The 16,857-nt window shown below is 72.8% G+C and carries 17 protein-coding genes; 6 read left to right on the forward strand and 11 right to left on the reverse strand.

Annotated features, from left to right (window positions below; translation table 11 throughout):
- From AB0L89_RS31610 to AB0L89_RS31620, 3 genes are all read right to left on the reverse strand, one after another.
- The gene (locus AB0L89_RS31610) at window positions 1–1,215 is read right to left on the reverse strand and encodes an acyl-CoA dehydrogenase family protein (protein ID WP_365148555.1); all 1,215 of its coding nucleotides are present in this window, start codon (window positions 1,213–1,215) and stop codon (window positions 1–3) included.
- 9 nt (window positions 1,216–1,224) lie between these two features.
- Complete coding sequence (locus tag AB0L89_RS31615) at window positions 1,225–2,256, reverse strand: phosphotransferase family protein (RefSeq protein WP_365148558.1); 1,032 nt, start codon at window positions 2,254–2,256, stop codon at window positions 1,225–1,227.
- 182 nt (window positions 2,257–2,438) lie between these two features.
- Window positions 2,439–2,735, reverse strand: a complete 297-nt coding sequence (locus tag AB0L89_RS31620) for a hypothetical protein (protein WP_365148561.1) — start codon at window positions 2,733–2,735, stop codon at window positions 2,439–2,441.
- Window positions 2,736–2,887: 152 nt separating this feature from the next.
- Between AB0L89_RS31620 and AB0L89_RS31625 the strand changes: the two genes are divergently transcribed.
- A complete protein-coding gene (locus AB0L89_RS31625) occupies window positions 2,888–3,823 on the forward strand; it encodes an NADP-dependent oxidoreductase (protein ID WP_365148564.1) in 936 nt (311 codons plus the stop codon).
- A 106-nt stretch (window positions 3,824–3,929) separates the two neighbouring features.
- The gene (locus AB0L89_RS31630) at window positions 3,930–5,345 is read left to right on the forward strand and encodes an amidohydrolase family protein (RefSeq protein ID WP_365148567.1); all 1,416 of its coding nucleotides are present in this window, start codon (window positions 3,930–3,932) and stop codon (window positions 5,343–5,345) included.
- Between the two features lie 9 nt (window positions 5,346–5,354).
- Here the strand turns inward: AB0L89_RS31630 and AB0L89_RS31635 are convergent, their stop codons facing one another.
- From AB0L89_RS31635 to AB0L89_RS31660, 6 genes are all read right to left on the reverse strand, one after another.
- On the reverse strand, window positions 5,355–5,684 hold the full coding sequence (locus tag AB0L89_RS31635) for a DUF202 domain-containing protein (RefSeq protein WP_365148570.1): 330 nt from the start codon (window positions 5,682–5,684) through the stop codon (window positions 5,355–5,357).
- The gene (locus tag AB0L89_RS31640) at window positions 5,681–6,073 is read right to left on the reverse strand and encodes a DUF202 domain-containing protein (RefSeq protein ID WP_365148573.1); all 393 of its coding nucleotides are present in this window, start codon (window positions 6,071–6,073) and stop codon (window positions 5,681–5,683) included. The genes AB0L89_RS31635 and AB0L89_RS31640 overlap by 4 nt, the downstream gene beginning before the upstream one ends.
- A gap of 88 nt (window positions 6,074–6,161) precedes the next feature.
- Complete coding sequence (locus tag AB0L89_RS31645; RefSeq protein WP_365148576.1) at window positions 6,162–6,698, reverse strand: NUDIX domain-containing protein; 537 nt, start codon at window positions 6,696–6,698, stop codon at window positions 6,162–6,164.
- A 38-nt stretch (window positions 6,699–6,736) separates the two neighbouring features.
- On the reverse strand, window positions 6,737–7,507 hold the full coding sequence (locus AB0L89_RS31650; RefSeq protein WP_365148579.1) for a glucose 1-dehydrogenase: 771 nt from the start codon (window positions 7,505–7,507) through the stop codon (window positions 6,737–6,739).
- On the reverse strand, window positions 7,504–8,157 hold the full coding sequence (locus AB0L89_RS31655) for a TetR family transcriptional regulator (protein ID WP_365148582.1): 654 nt from the start codon (window positions 8,155–8,157) through the stop codon (window positions 7,504–7,506). Before AB0L89_RS31655 ends, AB0L89_RS31650 begins: the two co-directional genes overlap by 4 nt.
- 114 nt (window positions 8,158–8,271) lie before the next feature.
- Window positions 8,272–9,159 carry a DMT family transporter gene (locus AB0L89_RS31660; protein WP_365148585.1) on the reverse strand — a complete coding sequence of 296 codons (888 nt, stop codon included), beginning with the start codon at window positions 9,157–9,159 and terminating at the stop codon, window positions 8,272–8,274.
- 265 nt (window positions 9,160–9,424) lie between these two features.
- Between AB0L89_RS31660 and AB0L89_RS31665 the strand changes: the two genes are divergently transcribed.
- The 3 genes from AB0L89_RS31665 to AB0L89_RS31675 all read left to right on the forward strand — a co-directional run bounded on the left by AB0L89_RS31665 (window position 9,425) and on the right by AB0L89_RS31675 (window position 13,850).
- Window positions 9,425–11,080: an FAD-binding dehydrogenase gene (locus AB0L89_RS31665; RefSeq protein ID WP_365148588.1), complete on the forward strand. Its 1,656-nt coding sequence runs from the start codon at window positions 9,425–9,427 to the stop codon at window positions 11,078–11,080.
- 178 nt (window positions 11,081–11,258) lie between these two features.
- Entirely contained in the window at window positions 11,259–12,221 is a 963-nt protein-coding gene (locus AB0L89_RS31670) for a hypothetical protein (protein ID WP_365148591.1), read from the forward strand.
- Window positions 12,222–12,284: 63 nt separating this feature from the next.
- Window positions 12,285–13,850 (forward strand): APC family permease, encoded by a 1,566-nt coding sequence (locus tag AB0L89_RS31675; protein WP_365148594.1) that lies wholly within the window; start codon window positions 12,285–12,287, stop codon window positions 13,848–13,850.
- 144 nt (window positions 13,851–13,994) lie between these two features.
- Here the strand turns inward: AB0L89_RS31675 and AB0L89_RS31680 are convergent, their stop codons facing one another.
- Both AB0L89_RS31680 and AB0L89_RS31685 read right to left on the reverse strand, forming a co-directional pair.
- On the reverse strand, window positions 13,995–15,392 hold the full coding sequence (locus AB0L89_RS31680; protein WP_365148597.1) for a gluconate:H+ symporter: 1,398 nt from the start codon (window positions 15,390–15,392) through the stop codon (window positions 13,995–13,997).
- Window positions 15,393–15,447: 55 nt separating this feature from the next.
- Window positions 15,448–15,960 (reverse strand): gluconokinase, encoded by a 513-nt coding sequence (locus tag AB0L89_RS31685; RefSeq protein ID WP_365148600.1) that lies wholly within the window; start codon window positions 15,958–15,960, stop codon window positions 15,448–15,450.
- Between the two features lie 181 nt (window positions 15,961–16,141).
- Here AB0L89_RS31685 and AB0L89_RS31690 point away from each other — a divergent pair, with 181 nt between their 5' ends.
- On the forward strand, window positions 16,142–16,843 hold the full coding sequence (locus AB0L89_RS31690; RefSeq protein WP_365148603.1) for a FadR/GntR family transcriptional regulator: 702 nt from the start codon (window positions 16,142–16,144) through the stop codon (window positions 16,841–16,843).
- Window positions 16,844–16,857: the final 14 nt, after the last annotated feature.

The raw sequence follows: 16,857 nt of genomic DNA on the forward strand, positions 1-16,857 counted from the left end.
TCAGAGGTACTTCTTCAACTCCCGCCGGGCCAGCGACCGCTGGTGCACCTCGTCCGGGCCGTCGGCCAGCCGCAGCGTCCGCGCCGCCGCCCACAGCTCCGCCAGCGGGAAGTCCTGGCTGACGCCGCCCGCGCCGTGCAGCTGCACCGCGCGGTCGAGGATGTCGACCACCGCGCGCGGGGTGGCGATCTTGATGGACTGGATCTCCGTGTGCGCGCCCTTGTTGCCGACGGTGTCCATCAGCCAGGCCGTCTTGAGGACGAGCAGCCGCAGCTGCTCCACGGCGACCCGCGCGTCCGCGATCCACTCCTGGACCACGCCCTGGCGGGCCAGCGGCTTGCCGAACGCCGTGCGCGAGACCGCCCGCCGGCACATCAGCTCGATGGCACGCTCGGCCATGCCGATCAGCCGCATGCAGTGGTGGATGCGGCCCGGACCCAGCCGCGCCTGCGCGATGGCGAACCCGCCGCCCTCCTCGCCGACGAGGTTCGAGACGGGCACGCGCACGCGGTCGAAGACGACCTCGGCGTGACCGCCGTGGTAGTGGTCCTCGTACCCGTACACCCGCATGGCGCGCCGGACTTCGAGGCCCGGGGTGTCGCGCGGGACGAGCACCATCGACTGCTGGCGGCGGATGTCGGCGCCGTCCGGGTCGGTCTTGCCCATGACGATGAAAATCGTGCAGTCGGGGTTCATCGCCCCGGAGATGTACCACTTGCGGCCGGTGATGACGTACGCGTCGCCGTCGCGCTCGATGCGCGTGGTGATGTTCGTGGCGTCGGAGGAGGCGACCTCCGGCTCGGTCATCGCGAACGCCGAACGGATCTCCCCGGCCAGCAGCGGCTCCAGCCACTGCTTGCGCTGTGCCTCGCTGCCGAACTGGGCGAGCACCTCCATGTTCCCGGTGTCCGGCGCCGCGCAGTTCAGCGCGGTGGGCGCGAGCTGCGGGCTGCGGCCGGTGATCTCGGCGAGCGGCGCGTACTGGAGGTTGGTGAGCCCGGCGCCGTGCTCCGCGTCCGGCAGGAACAGATTCCACAGGCCCTGCCTGCGGGCCTCGGCCTTCAGTTCCTCGACCACGGCGGGGGTGTCCCACGGCGAGGCGAGCGCGGCCCGCTGCTCGTCGGCGACGGCCTCGGCCGGGTACACGTACGCGTCCATGAAGGCGAGCAGCTTCTCGCGGAGCTCTTCGGTGCGGGCGTCGAATGCGAAGTCCATGGCTCTGTCTCAGCCTTCCTGTCGTCCCTGGAGCGTGGTGAGGCCGTGCTCGATGAACACGGGCACCAGCTCGCCGATCCGGTCGAAGCCCGCGCCGACCGTCTGGCCCAGCGTGTAGCGGTAGTGGATGCCCTCCAGGATCACGGCGAGCTTGAACCACGCGAAGGCCGTGTACCAGGCGACGCCCGACACGTCGCGCCCCGAGCGCGCGGCGTACCGCTCGATCAGCTCGGCGGGGTCGGGGTGGCCCGGCGCGCCCGCCGTGGTGCTGACGGGGGAGTCGGGCACCTCCAGCCTCGCGCTGTACATCACGAGCAGGCCCAGGTCGGTGAGCGGATCGCCGAGCGTGGACATCTCCCAGTCGAGGATGGCCTTGATCCGGTCGTCGTCGCCGATCAGGACGTTGTCCAGGCGGTAGTCGCCGTGGACCACCGTCGGCGCGGGGGAGCCGGGCAGCGCGCGGCCGAGCGCCCCGTGCAGCTCGTCGATGCCGGCGAGGTCGCGGTTGCGGGACGCGTCCAGCTGCTTGCCCCAGCGGCGCAGCTGCCGGTCCAGGAAGCCCTCGGGGCGCCCGAAGTCGCCGAGCCCGACCGACGCCGGGTCCACAGCGTGCAGGTCGACGAGGGTGTCGACGAGGCCGAGCACCGCGCTCCTGGTGCGCTCGGGGCCGAGCGGCGCGAGCTGTTCGGCGGTGCGGTACGGCGTCCCGTCCACGAACTCCATGACGTAGAAGGGCGCCCCCAGCACGGCGTCGTCCTCGCACAGCAGGACCGGCGCGGGCACGGGCACGTCGGTGGGGTGCAGCGCCTCGATCACCCGGTGCTCGCGCTTCATGTCGTGCGCGGTGGCCAGGACGTGGCCGAGCGGGGGCCGCCGGACCACCCAGCGGGAGGTGCCGTCGCCCACCGCGTACGTGAGGTTCGAGCGGCCGCCCTCGATGAGCCGGGCGGTGAGCGGCCCGCCGACCAGGCCGGGCCGCTCGCGGTCCAGATGGCCGCGCAACTGGTCGAGGTCGAGGCCCGGCGGGTGGTCTGAGCTCATCTTCGCTCCTGATCGGACGGGAGGTGGCTGCGTGTGCACCCCAATGATGCCGACCAGTCGGTATGCCGTCCAGAGCGCTGGTGGAACGTGATCGGGATCGCGGCCCCGCCCGGCCCCGGACAGCCGGAACCCCCGCCCCCGACGGCCGGTCGCCGTCGGTGCGGGGGAAGGTCACGGCCTGCTCAGTGGTCGTCCCAGTGGTCGGCGTGCGCCGCGTGCCGGTGGCCGTCGTGGAGGTAGTCGACGTGGTCGCCGTGGGTGACGGCGTCGTGTCCGCAGCCGTCGCCGTGCTCGTGGTCGTGGCCTCGGTGCGTGGTGTGGCCGGTCGGCTCGCACTCGTCGTAGTGGTCGGAGTGCAGACGGTGCAGGTGGCCGTCGTGCGCGTAGTCGACGTGGTCGCCGTGCGGCACCTCGGGGTGGCCGCAGGCGGGGCCGTGGATGTGGTCGTGCACCGGGTGTTCGTGGTGGAGCGTGGTCATGACGCGCACCTTCTGTGACTGCCGGGAGGGTGGCCCTCCAGGGCCCTGTGGCCGCCGGGAGGGGTGACTCTCTCAGGCTAGCCCCCGATGCCCCATTGATGGTGTTATGACAGCCTTGTGGCTGTTTCCGTGAACGCCCCGAAGGGGACCCCATGAAGGCGATCAGCTACCGCAGCTACGGCGGGCCCGAAGTCCTGGAGTACGGCGAGGTGCGCGACCCCAAGGTCGGCCCCGACTCCGTCCTGGTGAAGGTGCGGGCCGCGGCCGTGAACCCCGTCGACTGGAAGTGCCGCGAGGGGTACCTCGACGGGATCCTCGACCCGGTCTTCCCGGTGGTCCCCGGCTGGGACGTCTCGGGCGTGGTGGTCCAGCCCGGCGCCTCCGTGCCGGAGTTCGCCGTCGGGGACGAGGTCATCGGCTATGTGCGCGAGGACTTCCTCTCGCGCGGCACCTTCGCCGAGTACGTCGCCGCCCCGGTGCGCACCCTGGCCCGCAAGCCGCGCAACCTCACCTTCGAGGAGGCCGCCGGCCTGCCGCTCGCCGGGCTCACCGCCCTCCAGGTCGTGACGGGAGCGCTCGCGGTGGCCGAGGGCGACGTCGTGCTCGTGCACGCGGCGGCGGGCGGGGTCGGCTCGATCGCGGTGCAGCTCGCCCGGCACGCGGGCGCCCGTGTCATCGGCACCGCGAGCGAGCGCAACCACGACTTCCTGCGGGAGCTCGGCGCCGAGCCGGTCACCTACGGCGAAGGACTCGTCGACCGCGTCCGCGCGCTGGCCCCCGAGGGCGTCGACGCGGCCTTCGACACGGTCGGCGGCGACACGCTCAAGGCCTCCGCCGAACTGCTCGCGCCCGGTGGCCGCCTCGCGTCCATCGCGGACGGCGGGGTGATCGGGCTGGGCGGCCACTACTGCTTCGTACGCCCCGACGCGGCCGACCTCGCGCGGCTGACGGAGCTCGCGGAGCAGGACGTGGTGACGGTCCACGTCGACGAGACCTTTCCGCTGGAGCGGGCGGCCGACGCCCACCGGCTGAGCGCGGAGGGCCGCACGCGGGGCAAGATCGTCGTGACGGTCGACTGGGCGGACTGACCCGTACGCCGATGGCCCGATTTAGGGTTCCATGTTCCGGAAGTTTATTTCCGTTGGCTGGATTCAGTCCTGTGGTGCGGGTGTTACCGGCGGTACAACACCGCACATGACTTCCACCGCGAACTCCGCCGGGTCCGCCCGGCCACCGCGCCGCCGCACCGTCCTGGCCGGAATCGGCGCCGTCCCCCTGACGGTGGGGGCGGCCGCCGCGCCGCGCCCCGAACCGGCCGACGCACACACGCCCACCACCCTGCTCCGGGGCGCCGAACTCGTCCTCACCATGGACCCCGCCCTCGGCGAGGGCGACCTCGGCACGCTCGAACGCGCCGACGTCCTGATGCGGGACGGGAGGATCGCCGCCGTGGGGCGGCGGCTGACCGCACCGGTCGGCGCCCGCGTGGTGGACGTCTCCGGCATGCTCGTGCTGCCGGGCTTCGTGGACCTCCACAACCACCTGTGGCAGTCCAGCATCCGCGGCGGCTGCGCCACCCAGGACCTGTACGGCTGGCTGGCGGACTGCAACCGCACCACGCTGCCGAAGATCGGCCCCGAGGACATGTACCGCTTCGTGCGCCTGGCCGCGCTCGACGCCCTGCAGGCCGGGGTGACCACCGTCGTCGACTGGGTCCACCCCATCCCGTTCGACACCAGCGAGAGCTACGTCCGCGCGCTCGACCGCACCGGACTGCGCTTCGTGTACGCGATGACGCAGAACGCCGGCGACCTCGACCTGATCCCGCGGGTGAAGAAGGAACTCCTCGACCCGCTGCCGCTGGCCTCGGCCCAGGTCTCCGTGCACGCCGGAATGCCCGAACTCGACCTGCTGCGCCGTTCGCGCGAGATCGCCCGCGATCTCGGCCTGATGCTCAACTCGCACGTCCTGGAGAACCGCGGCGACCGCGAGCGGGAGCCGATCCGGTCGCTGCGCGCCGCCGACGCGCTCGGCCCGGACCTGCTGATGAACCACGCGATCCACCTCACCGACGCGGAGATCGCCGAGATCGCCGAGGCCGACGTGCGGGTGGCGCACTGCCCGCTGAGCAACATGCGGCTGGCCTCCGGCATCATCCGCCTCCCCGAGCTCCGGCGGCACGGGGTGAAGGCAGGGCTCGGCCACGACGGCGGCACCAACGACACCTCGGACATGTTCAACGTGATGAAGGCGGCCGTGGGGCTCCAGCGCGCGCTCCACCAGGACGCCGAGGTGCACCCGACGATCCCCGCCGTGCTGCGGATGGCGACGCTGGGCGGCGCGGAGTGCATCCACATGGCCGACCAGGTGGGCTCCCTGACCCCCGGCAAGCGCGCCGACGTGCTCGTCCTCGACCCGGGAACCCTCAACTTCGCGCCCCGCTTCGACTGGACGAGCCAGATCGTGCTCAACGGCCAGCCGGGGAACGTGAGCCACGTGTACGTCGACGGGCGGGCGCGCAAGGCGCACGGGAAGCTGGTGGACGTCGACACCGCGCACGTGGTGCGGGAGGCGGAGCGGGCCGCCTCCCACATCCGCGCCACGGGCTGACGCGCCGCGTCAGACCACCAGCGCGACGGCGCACACCGCGAGCGCGAGCGTGCACAGCGCCGCCGTCCGCACGGACCGGACCGTGAGCGAGTGGGGCCTGGCCGCGGTCAGGGACACCATCCTGCGGTGGGCGACCGCCAGGAAGCCGAGCCAGAGCAGCAGGCACAGGGCGCAGGCCAGGACGCCCGCCGCGGTCGGCCCGTCGTACAGCGCCGCGCGGGCCGCGAGGACGGCGGCGACCGTGGCCGACAGCGTCGTGCGCCGCCAGGCCAGCCGGGTGCGCTCCGGCTGGAGACCGGGGTCGCGGACCCGCTCGGTGACCGGACCGGGCCGCGTCACCCCTCCCACCCGAAGAGCACGACCACCACCATGGCGAGCGCGACCACCGCGACCGCGAGGCCCAGGACCGCCGGGAAGCGGCTGGCCGGCAGGTCCTCGCCGCGCCGCATGGCCCGCTCGCAGCGCACCCAGTGGTTGACCGCGCGCAGCGAGCACAGGACGCCCGCGCCGAGCAGGGCGAGCGCGAGCCCGATCCGCCAGCCCCAGCGCAGGTCCGGCAGGAACTGGTCCACGGCGAAGCCGCCGCCGATCAGCGCGAGCGCGGTGCGCAGCCAGGCCAGGAAGGTGCGTTCATTGGCGAGCGAGAAGCGGTAGTCGGGGGTGTCGCCCTCCTCGCGGACGCGCTCGGGCGCGAACCACAGCCGCAGGCTCTGTACGAAGTTGCTCACGGGCGCACCATAAACGGCCGCCCCGCCGACGGCCGCACCCCGGGCCGCGCGGGGCGGGGCGGGGCCATCGGCGGGGCGCCGCGTGAGGTCAGGCCGCGCGGAAGGCCCGCAGCCGGTGGTAGGCGTCGAGCCCGTCCGGCACCCACTCCCACGTGCCGAGCCGCCGCTCCAGCTCGTCCTCCGGCAGGAAGGCGTGCCAGGCGACCTCCTCGACCTGCGGGGTGACGGGCAGCTCGCAGCGGACCTCGTAGAGGTACGACCACCAGGTCTTCCCGGCGCCGTCGTCGTAGAGGAACTTGAACAGCGGCGTGGGGCGCGGGAGTCCCCGCACGCCGAGCTCCTCCTCCGCCTCCCGCAGCGCCGCGTCGTCGTAGGACTCCCCGGCCCCGACCACGCCGCCGACGAACATGTCGTACAGCGAGGGGAAGACCAGCTTGACCGGGGTGCGGCGGTGCACGAAGATCCGGTCCTCGGCGTCCCGCGCCAGGATGAACGTGCACCGGTGGCGCAGGCCGCGCGCGTACGCCTCACCGCGCGGGGCCTCGCCGACCACCTCGTCGTTCTCGTCGACGATGGTGATCATCTCTTCGCTGGGGTCGGGCACGGGCCGACTGTCGTCCGTCATGCCGACCATCCAACCTCACCGCCTCGCGGGCGGGTTCCTCACTGCCCCATGACGTACTTGACCGTGGGTCCCGCCGTCCAGCCGCCGTCGACGGCGAGCTCCGCGCCCGTCACGTAGGAGGCGGCGTCCGAGAGCAGGAAGACCATGGCGGCCGCGATCTCGTGGGCCTCGCCGACCCGGCCCATCGGGGTGTTGGGGTACTTGCCCTCGCCCTTCTCGATGCCGACCTGGGCGGTCATCGGGGTGTACGTCATGCCCGGGTGGACGGAGTTGACGCGGACGCGGGCCGTGCCGAGCTCCACCGCGCCGATCTTGGTGAGGCCGCGCACGCCCCACTTCGAGGCGCCGTACCCGGCGGTGAGCGCGAGGCCCATCAGACCGGCGGCCGAGGAGATGTTCACGATCGAGCCGCCGCCCGCCTCCTTCATGGCGGGGACGACGGTCCTCATGCCGATGAACACGCCCGTGAGGTTGATGTCGAGGACCTTGCGGAAGTGCTCCACGGACTCCGACTCCAGGAACTGGCCGGTGGATATCCCGGCGTTGTTCACCAGGCCGTGGACGGCGCCGAACTCGGCGACCGCGAGGTCGGCGACGCGCTGCCAGTCCTCCTCCGACGTCACGTCGTGGTGCGCGAAGCGGGCGCGCTCGCCGAGCTCGGCGGCGGTGGCCTTGCCCTCGTCGTCGAGGACGTCGGTGAGGACGACGTTCGCGCCGGCCGCGACCGCCTGCCGGGCGGCCTCCGCGCCGAGGCCGCGGGCGGCACCGGTGATGATGACGGTCTTGCCGGTGAGGTCGTGCTGGGTCATGCGGTGCCTCCAGGGGTGGGCCGCGGCGCCAGGAGCAGCGCCGCGGTGGTCTCGACGAGGTCGGCGAGGAAGAGGTCCTCGTCGGTCAGGGGGGTGGTGCCCGTCAGGTACTGCCGGGCGCGGTCGCCCAGGGCGGCGCCGACCATCGTGAGCGCGAGGTCGAGCCGCTCCAGGCGGAGCGGCTCGGGCAGCGCGGGGGCCAGACAGTCCTCGACGCGGCCGATCAGCGTCCAGTAGACGGTGCCGTCGATGGTGGGGTGCGGCGTGCGGGTGCGGACGCCGCTCTCGTGGCTGAGCTGGGCGGAGACGCGCAGACAGCGGCGCCCGCGCTCGGTGCGCAGCTCGGTGGCCTCGGTGTTGACCAGGGCGGTGAGCAGGCCGCGCAGCTCGGCCGCCGGGTCCGCGCCTTCGTCGAGGCGCGCCAGCTCGGCGGCGAGCACCTGTTCGGTCCGCTGCTGTCTCGACGCCATCACGGCGTCGAGGAGGCCGCCGCGGGAGCCGAAGTGGTACTGCACCGCGGAGGGGTTGCTCTGCCCGGCGAGCCGGACGATGTCCCGCAGCTGGGCACCGTCCACGCCCTGCGCGGCGAAGACCTCCTCGCCGGCGCGGATGAGCTTCTCCCGGGTCTCGGGACCTGACGTTCTGGCCATGACCTCACTGTAATGCTGGCCATTATTAAATGCGACCGCAGGGGGTGAGGCGCCACACGGACGGTGCGGGGACGTCGTGCCGTGGTGCCGTGCCGTGGTGCCGCGCCGTGGGGCTCAGGCCCGCTGGAGCCTTCCCTCCGGTGCCTCGGACCCGGAAGGCATCGCCGGGTGCAGCCCGAGCAGCACCACCCCCGCGACGATCGCCGCCAGGCCCCCCGCCTCCCAGGCCAGCGCCCCCGCGTCCGTGCGCAGCCGGTCCCCGAGGAAGCCGACCCCGCACGCGATCCCGGCCAGCGGCTGCGCGGCCGTCAGCGCGGGCAGCGACATCCGCAGCGGCGCCGTCTCGAACGCGCTCTGCACCAGGACGAGCCCCACGACGCCGAGCACGAGCACCCCGTACGGCTGCCAGCCCGTGAGCAGCTCGGCGAGGCCGCCCTCGGTGAACCGCTGCCCGCTCACCCGCGTCAGCGCGTCCTGCACGCCGTACAGCAGCCCCGCCGCGAGGGCGAGCAGGACCGGCGCGGCGCCGAGCCGGGACCGCTTCGCGTACGCGGTCAGCAGCAGCGCGGAGCCCAGCATCACGCCGACGATCAGCCAGTGCCGCAGCGGATCGGTCACCGCGTCGCCGCCGCGCGGCTCGCCCGCCACGATGAACGCCGTGACCCCGCCCGCGAGCAGCGCGAGCCCCGCCCACCCCTGGCGGCCCAGCGCCTGCCTGGTCTGGTGGCGGGAGAGCACGAGGGCGAACAGGAGGTTCGTGGCGAGCAGCGGCTCGACGAGCGAGAGCTCCCCGTGCCCGAGGGCGACCGCGCCGAGGACCATCCCGCAGGCCATCAGGCCGATGCCCGCCAGCCACCGCGGCACCCGCACCAGGTCGAGCAGCAGGCGCGGCGAGAGGAAGTCGCCCAGCGGGGCGTGCCGCGCCACGTTCTGCTGGAGGACGAAGCCGACGCCGAGACAGCAGGCGGCGCCGACGGCGAGCGCGAGGACCAGAACAGACACGGCGGACACCTGGCGGGGGAGGGGTCGGGAGCGGTGGTGCGGGAGCGGTGCGGGATCAGGGTGGTGGCGCAACTGCGCCCAAGCCGGGGCAGAAGGCGGCGACTTGGCCGACGATAGCGGCCGTTCGCCCGTCGCGCGCACCCAAGCTTGACGACTTCGCCCGCTCTGTCGGTTGACGTGCGTCACGCCGCTGTTCAGGATCTGACCTGTCCCGGGATCTGACCCACCAGTAACCTTGCGGGACCCTGTCGAGGAGGCGACCCCCATGGCGTACGACGCAGATGTGATCGTGATCGGAGCGGGGCTCGCCGGGCTCGCGGCCACCGCCGAGCTCGTCGACGCGGGCCGCCGCGTCATCCTCGTCGACCAGGAGCCCGAGCAGTCGCTCGGCGGCCAGGCGCACTGGTCCTTCGGTGGCCTCTTCTTCGTCGACTCGCCCGAGCAGCGGCGGCTGCGGATCAAGGACTCCCACGCGCTGGCGCTCCAGGACTGGATGGGCACGGCCGCGTTCGACCGTCCGGAGGACCACTGGCCGCGCCGCTGGGCCGAGGCGTACGTCGACTTCGCGGCCGGCGAGAAGCGGTCCTGGCTGCACGGGCAGGGCGTGCGGTTCTTCCCGGTCGTCGGCTGGGCCGAGCGCGGCGGCTACGACGCGCAGGGCCACGGGAACTCCGTGCCGCGCTTCCACATCACCTGGGGGACGGGCCCGGGGCTGCTCGCGCCGTTCGTGCGGCGGGTGCGCGCCGGGGTGGACCGCGGCCTGGTCCAGCTGCGCTGCCGCCACCGCGTCACCGGCCTCTCGCGCAGCGCGGGCGCCGTCGACACGGTCACCGGCGAGGTCCTGGAGCCCTCGTCCGTCGAGCGCGGGAAGGCCAGCAGCCGCGAGGTGACCGGGACCTTCGAGTTCCGGGCCCAGGCGGTGATCGTCACCTCCGGCGGCATCGGCGGCAACCACGACCTCGTGCGCGCCAACTGGCCGGAGCGGCTCGGCACCCCGCCCGAGAAGATGATCTCCGGCGTGCCCGCGCACGTCGACGGGAAGATGCTCGGCATCGCCGAGGCGGCCGGTGCGCGCCTGATCAACCGCGACCGCATGTGGCACTACACCGAGGGCATCGAGAACTGGAACCCCATCTGGGACCGGCACGGCATCCGCATCCTGCCGGGCCCGTCCTCGCTGTGGCTGGACGCGCGCGGCGACCGCCTGCCCGTGCCGCTCTTCCCCGGCTTCGACACCCTCGGCACGCTCGACCACATCATGAGCACGGGGTACGACTACACCTGGTTCGTGCTCAATCAGCGCATCATCGGCAAGGAGTTCACCCTCAGCGGCTCCGAGCAGAACCCCGACCTGACCGGCAAGTCCGTGCGCGGTGTCCTCGACCGGGCGCGCGCCGACGTCCCGGGACCCGTCAAGGCGTTCATGGACCACGGCGTCGACTTCGTCGTCGAGAAGGACCTCGGGGCCCTGGTGCGCGGCATGAACGCGCTCACCAAGGAACCCCTCATCGAGGAGGACGCGCTGCGCCGCACCCTCGCCGCGCGCGACCGCGAGATCGCCAACCCCTTCACCAAGGACCTCCAGGTGACGGCGATCCGGGGCGCCCGCAAGTTCCTCGGCGACCGGCTCATCAGGGCCGCCGCCCCGCACCGCATCCTCGACCCCAAGGCGGGCCCGCTCGTCGCCGTGCGCCTGAACATCCTCACCCGCAAGACCCTCGGCGGCCTGGAGACCGACCTGTCCTCGCGCGTGCTGACCGAGGGCGGCGAGCCGCTTCCCGGTGTGTACGCGGCCGGGGAGGCCGCCGGGTTCGGCGGCGGGGGAGTGCACGGCTACCGCTCCCTGGAGGGCACCTTCCTCGGCGGCTGCCTCTTCTCGGGCCGCACGGCGGGCCGCGCGGCCGCCCGAGAGGTGGGCTGAGCCGCCGCGCGCCGGGCGGTGGCCGCGACGTGTCCTCGGGCGGCGTGCGAAGTCTGCCGATTTTGAAATGAGTTGGTGAAGGGCGGACAAGACCCCCGGCCTTGACGTGGAGCGGTGCGTACCGGTTTGCTGTGCGTGATCATCCGTACGCAAGCCGCGCCGGGGAGGACGTCCCGCGGTGTCACCACCCCCGCCCCCACTGGGCCGTTCCCGCAAGAAGGCCGCGGGGCACGGCTTCGACGCCGCACTCGACGACGCCGAACTCGTCGCCGCGCGCGCCGCGTTGACGCAGGGGCGCTGGAGCGAGGTCCGCGCGCTGCTCGCCGCCACCGGCGACGACTGGGACCGCAGGGGCCACCGCTTCGACGTGCTGGGCCAGGAGCCCACCACCGAGGCGTGGGCGCGCGACTGGCGGCTCGCCGAGCCCGAGAGCCACGACGCCGGGCTGCTGCTCGTCTTCGCCGCCGTGCACAAGGCCCTGCGCGGCAAGGCGCGTTCGGACAAGGTGCGCGCCCGGTGCCGCGAGGCGGCCGCGCGCGTGCCCGCCGACCCGACGCCGTTGCTCGCGCTGCTCCTGCTCGAACGCTCCCTGGGCCGCGAGGAGGACGTCGTACGCCTCTTCGACGAGATCCGCCACCGCCACCCCGAGCACCACCACGCCCACCACCTGATGGTGGCCCGGCTCGCCGAGCGGCGCCCCGGCGCGGGCCAGGACCCGCTGCACGAGGTCTACGACTTCGCGTCCTGGGCCGCCGAACAGGCGCCCGCGGAATCGCCGTTGGCGGTCCTGCCCGTCGTCGCGCACGCCGAGCGCTACCGCGTCCTGGCCACCGCGGGCCTGGAGAGCGCCGACCCGGCCGCCTCCGGCCACTGGGACGGGCGGCGCGCCCGCGGGGTCATGAAGACCGCCTTCGACTGGTGGCTGGAGTGGGTGACGCCCGACGGCCCCCTCCACCCGCGCTGCCACGTCGACCTCAACTTCCTTGCCCACGCGAAGTCCTGCGAGGGCAGGGCGGCCGAAGCCGCCGCGCTCTTCCACCGCATCGGACGGCACGCGACGCCGGCCCCCTGGTCGTACCCGGACCGGGACCCGCTCGCGGCGTTCCACGCCGCGCGGGCCACGGCGCTCGGATCGGCCTGACCATCCGTCCCCCTCATCAGCCCCGTACCCCTCATCAGCACCCCTGGAAAGGACGACCGCGCCATGGCGACGGGAAGTTCGAGCACGAGCGGCACCAGAGCCGTCGGTGAACCGACGGGTGACACCGGCATCAGCACGTACAAGGGCCAGGAGCGGGCGCTGCGCGCAGGCCGGCTCGGCACGGCGGGCCTGCTGCTGTCCGTCCTCGCCGCGACCGGACCGCTGATGGTCGTCGCCGGCGTCATGCCCACCACCTACGGCGTGATGGGTGTCGTCGGACAGCCCCTGCTCTTCCTCATCCTCGGCGTCGTCCTGGTGCTCTTCAGCTTCGGGTACGCGGAGATGAGCCGCCACGTCCACAACGCCGGGGCCTTCTACGCGTACATATCCCGCGGCCTCGGCGGCACCGCGGGCGCCGGGGCCGCGCTGGTCGCGCTCGTCGCCTACAGCGTCCTCCAGGCGGGCCTGTACGGCATGCTCGGCTTCGAGGTCTCCGGGCTCCTCCAGACGTACTTCGAGATCGAGATCGCCTGGTGGATCCCGGCCCTCCTGACCGTCGCCGTCGTCGCGGTCCTGGCCTGGCTGAAGATCGACCTGAACGCGCGCGTGCTCGGCGTGCTGCTCCTCATCGAGGTGGCGCTCGTCGTCATCTTCGACATCGCGGCCGTCGCCGACCCGGCCAAGGAGGGCCTGTCGCTGCACGCGTTCAACCCGGAGACGCTCACCGGCGCGGGCGTGGCCACCTCGCTCTGCTTCTGCATCGCCGCCTTCACCGGCTTCGAGCAGGCCCCCGTGTACGCCGAGGAGACCAGCCGGCCGCAGGTCGTCGTCGCCCGCGTGATGTTCTTCGCCGTCTGCTTCGTCGCGGTCTTCTTCGCGCTCAGCTCCTGGGCGCTCACGGTCGCTGCGGGCCCCTCCGGGATCGTCCCCGCCTCCCAGGAACAGAGCGCCGGGCTGCTCTTCGCCCTCACCGAGTCGCGGCTCGGCTCCACCTTCACCGACGTCCTGCACGTCCTGTTCGTGACGGGCATGTTCGCGGCGATCCTCAGCTTCCACAACGTCGTCGCGCGGTACGCCTTCGCGATGGGCCGCGAGGGGCTGCTGCCGGCCGCGTTCGGCCGCACCAACACCGCCACCGGCGCCCCCGGCACCGGCTCGCTGCTCCAGACCGTCATCTCCGTCGTGGTCGTCGTGGGCTTCGCCGTCGCCGACGACGGCAAGGCGGGCGACCCGACCGCGCCCGTGCTCCACCTGTTCACCTGGGGCGGCAACATCGGCGCGCTCGGCGTGATCCTCCTGATGGCCACCGCGTCCATCGCCGTCATCGTCTTCTTCGCCCGCCGGGGTGCCGCGCGCGCCCAGGCCTGGCGGATCACCGCGTCCGCGCTCGCCGCGGCCGGCCTGCTCGTCATCGCGGGCTACACCGTCAAGGACTTCGACGTGCTCGTCGGCGCGGGCGAGGGCTCGGTGCTCAGCTGGGTGCTGCCGGGCATCATCGTCGCGGCGGCGGTGATCGGCGTCGTCCACGGCGCGGTCCTGCGCTCCAGGAACCCCGAGGCGCACGCCCGCATCGGGCTCGGGAACGAGGCGTTCCAGCTGGAGAAGGCGTCGAGCTCGCCGGAGGCGTGACGGGCCACGGGGCTCGGTTCGTCACCGGCTCCGCCGAGTTCGTCCTCGAACGCCGGACGGGCTTCAAACGCCGTGGCCGCGCCGGAAGATCCGGCGCGGCCACAGCGTTCTTCCGGTGTGCGCGGTGCGTCGGACGCCCGCCCGCTAGATGATCAGGGACAGCAGCAGGACGAAGCCGCCCGCCACCACCGAGATGATCGTCTCCATCACCGACCACGTCTTGATGGTCTGACCGACGTCCAGGCCGAAGTACTCCTTCACCAGCCAGAACCCCGCGTCGTTGACGTGCGAGAAGAACAGCGAACCGGCGCCGATGGCGAGCACGAGCAGTGCCGTGTGCGAGGTCGACATGTCGGCCGCGAGCGGCGCCACCAGACCGGCCGCCGAGATCGTCGCCACCGTCGCAGAGCCCGTCGCGAGCCGGATGGCCACCGCGATCAGCCAGGCCAGCAGCAGCGCCGGGATCGACCAGTCCTTGGAGAAGTCCAGGATCATCTGGCCCACGCCGACGTCGATGAGGGTCTGCTTGAAGCCGCCGCCCGCGCCGACGATCATCAGCACGCCCGCGATCGGGGCGAGCGACTTCTCGACGGTCGTCGAGAGCCGGTCCTTGGTGAAGCCGGCCGCCCGGCCCAGCGTGAACATCCCGACGATCACGGCCGCGAGGAGCGCGATCAGCGGCGACCCGATGACGTCGAAGACGCGCTGCACGGTGGCCTCGGGGTCGTCGACCACGATGTCCACCAGCGCCTTGGCCAGCATCAGGACGACGGGCAGCAGCACGGTGGCGACCGTCGCGCCGAAGCCGGGGCGCTTCTCCAGGTCCTCCGAGGGACGCTGCGGGATCATCTTCTCGGGCGCGGGCACGTCCACCCAGCGCGCGGCGACCTTGGAGAACAGCGGCCCCGCGATGATCACCGTGGGGACGGCGACGAGGACGCCGAGGGCCAGCGTGACGCCGAGGTTGGCCTTGACCGCGTCGATCGCGACGAGCGGGCCCGGGTGCGGCGGGATGAGCCCGTGCATCACGGACAGGCCCGCCAGCGCCGGGATGCCGATCCGCATCAGCGAGTAGTTGCCGCGCTTGGCCACCATCAGGACGACCGGGATCAGCAGGACGATGCCGACCTCGAAGAAGAGCGGCAGACCGATCACCGAGGCGATGAGCACCATCGCCCAGGGCATCGCGCGCCCGCCCGCCCTGGCGAGGATCGTGTCGACGATCTGGTCGGCGCCGCCGGAGTCGGCGAGCAGTTTGCCGAGGATGGCGCCGAGCGCGATGAGGACACCGACGCCCGCGACGGTCGAGCCGAGGCCCGTGGTGAAGCTGGCGATGGCCTTGTCGAGCGGGGCGCCCGCGAAGGCCCCGAGCGCGAGCGACCCGACGGTCAGCGCGAGGAACGCGTGCAGCTTGAACTTGGTGATGAGCAGGACGATGACGGCGATGCCCGCGAGGACGGCGATCCCCAGCTGGGCATGGCCCGCCGAGGTGATCGGCTCGACGGGGTCCGCTGCCAGCATCTCGACGCTGAGATGGGTCACGGTTGTTTCCTTGTGCGTGGGTACGGGGGTGCCCCGTAAGGGGGGAGCGGTACTGCTAGCGGGGTTCGAGGCCGCTGAGCGCCTCGAAGGCCCGGTCGGCGATCTCCTCGGGGCCGCCCGAGACATCGACGTCGACGCCCGCCTCGTCCGGCCCGAGGGGCTGAAGCGTGGCGAACTGCGAGTCCAGGAGCGCGGTCGGCATGAAATGCCCCTGCCGGTGCGCCATCCGGTCCTCGATGAGCTTCCGGTCGCCGGTGAGGTGGACGAAGACGACACCCGGCGCGGCGCTCCGCAGCCGGTCGCGATAGCTCCGCTTGAGCGCCGAGCTGCTCACCACCCCGCCCTGGCCGGCCCGGCCGTGCGCCCAGACGCCGATGGCGTCGAGCCAGGGCCACCGGTCGTCGTCGGTGAGCGGCGTACCGGAGGACATCTTCTGGATGTTCTCCGCCGGGTGGAAGTCGTCGCCTTCGGCGTAGGGAACGCCGAGACGGTCCGCGAGCAGGGGGCCGATCGTGGTCTTGCCGGTCCCTGCCACGCCCATGACTACGACGACGTGGGGGGTGCTCATCGCTGGTGCCTCGCTGTCTTCATGTCCTCATCGACATCGGTCGCGCGGAACCGGGGCCGAAGGGGGTGGCCCCGGTCCGCGCGTTCACGCCACTGAAACCCATAAGGTCTGACGAATTCAAGAGTCTGTGACATAAAAGTCTGACTTATTGTTCCCGGCGCTCTCCTCGTAGGCTTTCGTCATGACCGCACAGGCCCGAGGGCTGCACTCCCGCGTACTGGAAAGCCTCGGGCCCGCCATCACCGCGGGCGAGTATCCGCCGGGCAGCGTGTTGCGCACGGACGAGCTGGCCCAGCGCTTCGAGGTGTCGCGCTCCGTGATGCGCGAGGCGGTCCGGGTCCTGGAGTCCATGCACCTGGTCGCGTCCCGCCGCCGGGTGGGGGTGACGGTCCTGCCCATCGAGGAGTGGAACGTCTACGACCCCCAGGTCATCCGGTGGCGCCTGGCCGGCGCCGACCGGCCGCGCCAGCTGCGCTCGCTGACCGTGCTGCGGTCCGCGATCGAGCCGGTCGCCGCGGGGCTCGCCGCCCGCCACGCCACGGCCGAGCAGTGCGCTGAGCTCACCGCGTGCGCGCTCGGCATGGTCGCCCACTCGCGCGGCCACCAGCTGGAGGGCTACCTCAAGCACGACATCGCCTTCCACCGGGTCGTCCTCAACGCCTCCGGCAACGAGATGTTCGCCCGGCTCGGCGACGTCGTCGCCGAGGTCCTGACCGGTCGTACCACGCACGAGGTGATGTTCGAGGACCCGGACCCGCCGGCCGTCACCCTGCACGTCAAGGTCGCGGAGGCGGTCAGGGAGGGCGACGCGGCCCGCGCGGAGGCGCTCACGCGCGAGATCGCCCTGGGGGCGCTGGAGGAACTGGACATCCTCGCGCCCTGAGCCGGGCCCTCCGT

This window comes from Streptomyces sp. NPDC052114, assembly GCF_040680155.1.
In the GTDB taxonomy this organism is placed as follows: Bacteria; Actinomycetota; Actinomycetes; order Streptomycetales; family Streptomycetaceae; genus Streptomyces.

What these genes read in the sequence shown, in the direction of transcription:
- AB0L89_RS31615 (WP_365148558.1), bottom strand. Translation starts at nt 2,256, where the DNA reads ATGAGCTCAGACCACCCGCCGGGCCTCGACCTCGACCAGTTGCGCGGC.
- AB0L89_RS31650 (WP_365148579.1), bottom strand. Translation starts at nt 7,507, where the DNA reads ATGACCCAGCACGACCTCACCGGCAAGACCGTCATCATCACCGGTGCC.
- AB0L89_RS31675 (WP_365148594.1), top strand. Translation starts at nt 12,285, where the DNA reads ATGGCGACGGGAAGTTCGAGCACGAGCGGCACCAGAGCCGTCGGTGAA.
- AB0L89_RS31630 (WP_365148567.1), top strand. Translation starts at nt 3,930, where the DNA reads ATGACTTCCACCGCGAACTCCGCCGGGTCCGCCCGGCCACCGCGCCGC.
- AB0L89_RS31625 (WP_365148564.1), top strand. Translation starts at nt 2,888, where the DNA reads ATGAAGGCGATCAGCTACCGCAGCTACGGCGGGCCCGAAGTCCTGGAG.
- AB0L89_RS31620 (WP_365148561.1), bottom strand. Translation starts at nt 2,735, where the DNA reads ATGACCACGCTCCACCACGAACACCCGGTGCACGACCACATCCACGGC.
- AB0L89_RS31665 (WP_365148588.1), top strand. Translation starts at nt 9,425, where the DNA reads ATGGCGTACGACGCAGATGTGATCGTGATCGGAGCGGGGCTCGCCGGG.
- AB0L89_RS31690 (WP_365148603.1), top strand. Translation starts at nt 16,142, where the DNA reads ATGACCGCACAGGCCCGAGGGCTGCACTCCCGCGTACTGGAAAGCCTC.
- AB0L89_RS31610 (WP_365148555.1), bottom strand. Translation starts at nt 1,215, where the DNA reads ATGGACTTCGCATTCGACGCCCGCACCGAAGAGCTCCGCGAGAAGCTG.
- AB0L89_RS31655 (WP_365148582.1), bottom strand. Translation starts at nt 8,157, where the DNA reads ATGGCCAGAACGTCAGGTCCCGAGACCCGGGAGAAGCTCATCCGCGCC.
- AB0L89_RS31645 (WP_365148576.1), bottom strand. Translation starts at nt 6,698, where the DNA reads ATGACGGACGACAGTCGGCCCGTGCCCGACCCCAGCGAAGAGATGATC.
- AB0L89_RS31685 (WP_365148600.1), bottom strand. Translation starts at nt 15,960, where the DNA reads ATGAGCACCCCCCACGTCGTCGTAGTCATGGGCGTGGCAGGGACCGGC.